3 protein-coding genes and 1 pseudogene are annotated in these 4,479 nt (G+C 72.8%); all 4 read right to left on the bottom strand.

The features are described 5' to 3' along the window. Positions 1–381, bottom strand: a pseudogene (locus GT045_RS39730) (hypothetical protein); the annotation flags it as partial. Positions 382–534: 153 nt separating this feature from the next. Beyond that, complete coding sequence (locus tag GT045_RS15210; RefSeq protein ID WP_202528131.1) at positions 535–1,857, bottom strand: bifunctional class I SAM-dependent methyltransferase/NUDIX hydrolase; 1,323 nt, start codon at positions 1,855–1,857, stop codon at positions 535–537. Continuing rightward, positions 1,854–3,818, bottom strand: coding sequence for an ABC transporter ATP-binding protein (locus GT045_RS15205; RefSeq protein WP_202528129.1), 1,965 nt, complete (start codon positions 3,816–3,818; stop codon positions 1,854–1,856). Before GT045_RS15205 ends, GT045_RS15210 begins: the two co-directional genes overlap by 4 nt. 23 nt (positions 3,819–3,841) lie before the next feature. After that, the gene (locus GT045_RS15200) at positions 3,842–4,309 is read right to left on the bottom strand and encodes an NUDIX domain-containing protein (RefSeq protein WP_161291623.1); all 468 of its coding nucleotides are present in this window, start codon (positions 4,307–4,309) and stop codon (positions 3,842–3,844) included. Between the last annotated feature and the right edge of the window lie 170 nt (positions 4,310–4,479).

Raw genomic sequence — 4,479 nt, 5'->3', positions numbered from 1 at the left:
CGGGTCTGGCGTCGGGCCGGGTTCGCCATCGGGCCGGGTCTGGCGTCGGGCCGGGTTCGCCATCGGGCCGGGTCTGGCGTCGGGCCGGGTTCGCCATCGGGCCGGGTCTGGCGTCGGGCCGGGTTCGCCATCGGGCCGGGTCTGGCGTCGGGCCCGGGTGATCAGGGCGGCCACCTTGCCGCCCCCGCTGTACGCACCGCCGCCGGAGTCCGGGCGCAGGACGAACCCGTCGGCAGCCAGTAGGAGTTGACCGCCCTGTCGCTCCGCATGTTCTGCGGTTTCGCACTCGGCGGCGCCGACGGCGGCTCGGATGCCCATACGGGTGCCGCCGCGGACGCCGACCGTGTCGTCGCCGCGTTCGAGGAGGCGCTCACCGAGCACCTGGGACGGCTCTGCCGGGTGCCGCGAGCCGACCCGTGCCCGGCGGAACGGGCCGACCAGGCCCTCGCGTATCTGCGGGCGACGGTCGACCGTGCGGTGGCGGCACACCTGGGCACGGGACGGGATCCGCTTGACGGTGCGGTCGCGGGACGCCTAGAGCGTGCCGTCCGGACCCGTCCTGGGCGGTGTGCCCTGGGCGAACGGAGTGAAGTGCGCGGGCGTGTGCTCGATGGGCAGATCGGGGCGCCAGGCCGTGAGGATCTGCGCGCTGCACACGAACAGGCCGTCGGGGAGGTCGTCGAGGTGATGCCAGGCCCAGTCGCCGACGCTCTCGTCCGGCCGCGTCGACGGCTGTCCCCGCCAGGAGCGCACCAGGGCGCCCACCGTCACCCGCAGGACGCCTCCGACGTGGTCGACGAGCGTGCCGAGCGGGCTGACGTCCGCAGGGCGGGCGGTCAGGCCGGTCTCCTCGAAGAGTTCACGCACCACCGCCGCTTCGAACGACTCCCCGGCCTCCACGGTGCCACCGGGCAGTTCCAGGGTGCCGCGCCGATGACGGCCCAGCAGGAGGCCCTGCTCGCCGAGGACGATCGCACCGACACCCACGGCGGCGTGCGGCACCGGTGGCCGGGTGGTGCGGGGGCGGCTGGAGATCCGCGCGGGCCGGCCGGGAAGACGACGGGCCCGGATGAGCTGCTGGACGACCGGGCTGCTCCCCTCGGGGTGGCGCAGCAGGTCGATGGTCTCGACACGGAAGCCGTACTCGGTGAGCAGGTCCTCCCACAACTGCGGAGCCAGCACCCACATCCGGGTCGGCAGCGGCGGGTCGTCGCGCAGCAGGATCATCTGCTCCCGCGGGGCCACCTCGGCGGACGGCCCCCGGCCGTGCAGGTCGGTGTGCAGGAGCGAGAGGATCAGCGGCGCACCGGCGCGCAGGCCGTCACGCAGCGCGGGCAGCGCGCGATGGGGGTCGATGAAGGCCAGGGTGCCGATGGCGTACGCGGCATCGAACGGCTCGGCACCGGCCAGGTACCCGACCACGTCTCCTTGCACGTACTCCACTCCGGGAACGCCCGCGTGCACGGAGACGGCACGCTCGTGCTGGGTCGGTGACAGCTCGACGCCGGTCACGTGAGCACCGTACGTCCGCGCCAGATGGACGGCGTGGTGACCCGCCCCGGAGCCGATGTCCAGGAGACGCCGGCCGGCGATGTCGCCCAGGACTTCAGCGCCCGGTCCCACCGCCTCCCAGGGCGTCCAGGTCAGGCGGTCGGGGACGGGTGGCATGCAGGAGCGGGCCAGCTGGCGTCTGCCGTAGACGGTCCAGGCCCGGGTGTTGACGTCCTCGACGGACACGGTGCCTCCTTCGACGGGCGGTGTGCGCTTGATCAGGTGTGTGTGCTGGGGCGGGACCGTCCTGCGGCCCGGCTCCTCACGGCCGGACGGCTCGTGCCGGATCCGTGACGGACGGGTCATGCCGGATCCGTGACGGAGGGCGCGGTGGGGTTCGGGATGGTGATGCCGGGGGCGTACTGGGCGGCCTGCGCGTCGAACATCGCGGCGTAGCGGCCGCGGGCCCTCATCAGCTCGTCGTGGGTGCCGTGTTCGGTGAGACGTCCGTGGTTGAGGACGTAGATGCGGTCGGCGTGGCGGACGCCGGACATGCGGTGGGTGACCAGGACGACGGCCCGGTTCGGGGCGGCGAGACGGCGGATGCGGTCGAAGGCCTCGATCTCGGCTTCCGGGTCCAGGGCGGAGGTCGGTTCGTCGACGATGAGCACGCTGTCCCCCTGCGACGTCGCGCTGCGCCAGTGGGTGCGGGCGAGCCCCACCTTCTGCCATTCGCCGCCCGAGAGCTCGATGGCACCACGGAACACGCGGGCCAGCAGGGTCCGCAGGCCGTCGGGGAGCCGGGCGATGACCGGCGTGGCGCCGGCGTAGTCGACCGACGGCTGCAGGTCCTGCAGTGTGGCGGCGTGCCCGGGCCGGCCGAGGCGGATGTTCATCGCGGCGGTCACGGGCCACCGCTGGAAATCCTGGGTGAGCAGGGAGACGCGCTCGAAGACCTGGGACCGGTCGAGGTCGCTGACGTCCGCCTCACCCCAGCGCAGGGCGCCGTCCTGGGGCAGGAGCATGCCGGACAGGATCTTCATCAGCGTGCTCTTGCCGGAGCCGTTCTCACCCACCACGGCGGTGACCGAGCCCATCGGCAACGTGAGGGACACCCGCTCCAGGGCAGCCGTGTCCCGGTCGGGGTAACGGTAGGTGACGCGGTCGAGGACGATCTCCTTGATCCGTTCGGGGACCGGCTCACCGCCCGCCGGGATGATGCGCTGCGCCGCCTGCTCCAGGAACCGCCCGTGGTCACGGACGTACAGCGATTCCTCGTGCAGCTGGTTGATGTTCATCACCAGACCGCCCAGGCTCGCCGACCCGGTCCGCACCGCGACCACGGCCGTGCCGGCGATGGCCAGACTCATGTGCCCGGACACGATCAGCCAGAACATCGCACCATACGTCGCGGCCATGGCGAGACCGGACAGCGCGGAGGCGAACCACTCGGTGAGGGCCTTGCTGGAGGCGAGGCGTTCCTGTTCGGCCTCGGCGCTCTCGGCCATGCGCTCGTAGCGGCCGAGGAGAAAGGCGCCGACGGCGTGGAGGCGCACCTCCTGGGCGGCGCTGCGCTCGGTGAGCAGGTTGCCGATGAGCCGGCTGGCCCGCACGTGCTCCAGCCAGCTCATCACCGACACGTACCGTTCCTGCGCCACACGCATGGCACCCCACCCGCGCGGGGCGGCGATCAGGATCAGCATGGGCAGCAGGACGGGGTGCAGGACGGCGAGGACACTGCCGGTGGCGAGCAAGGAGATGAGACCGTTCAGCGCCGCCACACAGGCACCGATCATGCGCCGGGCGGAGGCCGGCCCGTACTGGGCGACGTCGACGAGCCGCCGGAAGTCGGGGTCGTCGATGGCCTCCAGCTCGACGCTCGCGGCGGCGGCGAGGTACTGGGTGGTGGCGATCCGCTCGACCATCGGCTCCAGGCGCCCGGCGCGCGACGTCGACCACGCGGAGAGAGCGGAGTTGACCACGCCGATGGCCGCGGCGGCCAGCAGGCCGGGCAGCAGCGCGTGCAACCGCTGGGCGGCGTCGCCACCCCCGGCGAGCAGGGCGTGCATGACGGCGTTGACGGCGAGCAGGCCGACGGCCGCGGCGACGCCCTGGCCGATCTCACTGACCGTCACCGCGAGCAGAGCACGCCGGTCGGCGCGCCACGCCATGCGCAGGGCCGCGCCGACGAGGACGGGCATGGAGCGCAGCGCGGACATCATGGTCAGGTCCAGGCCCGCGTGCTCATGGTGGGACCAGCCCATGTCGTAGCGCAGCGGTCCGCCGAACAGCTCCTCCTCCGCGTCGGAGACCCGGGGTTGGGCCATCCGGACCGGTCCGAAGAACCTCTTCACTGTGCGCCTCCCGAGGTCGGCCAGTTCAGTGCCCGGTACGACGGGCCGTGAGTGAGCATGTCGAAGACGGCGACGGTGCGGGGATGGCAATCCCGCGGGGGCTTCTCCATCGGCACCCAGAACAGCCCTTCGTGCTTGTCCGGTTCGGCGTTGTGCGGTTCACCGGTCCAGGACTGGGCCACGAATACGGCGGTGATCCGGTCCGTGCCGTCGGGCTCGTGGTGGTGGACGAGACCGCCGAACTCCTGTCGGCGGGCGCTGATGTGGACGCCGGCCCCTTCCTCGGCCTCGCGCCGTGCCGCGCGGTCCAGCGGCTCGCCCGCCTTCACCCGGCCTCCCACGGCGGTGAGTCGTCCCGGAGCCGGGTGCGCGTCCGAGCGGCGGCGCACACACAGGACGGCGCCGTTGGCCCGCAGCAGGATCTGGACCACGTCGGCGATCAGCAGGTGAGGACCCTCGCTCAACGTCGTCCCTCCCGCGTCGACTGTCCGGCGGTGGCCGGGCGGTGCCCCGCCGGCAGAGCGTCGCCGTCCGCGGCTGTACGGCCGAGGGGGAGCGGATCGAGGTAACGGACTCTCGGTGCAGGGGCGTTCGCGTTCGCGTGTGGGTGTGGGTGTGGGTGTGGGTGTGGGTG

Source organism: Streptomyces sp. SID486, assembly GCF_009865385.1.
In the GTDB taxonomy this organism is placed as follows: Bacteria; Actinomycetota; Actinomycetes; order Streptomycetales; family Streptomycetaceae; genus Streptomyces.
The sequence above is the reverse complement of the archived record's forward strand: the minus strand, read 5'-3'. Positions and strand labels throughout refer to the sequence as shown.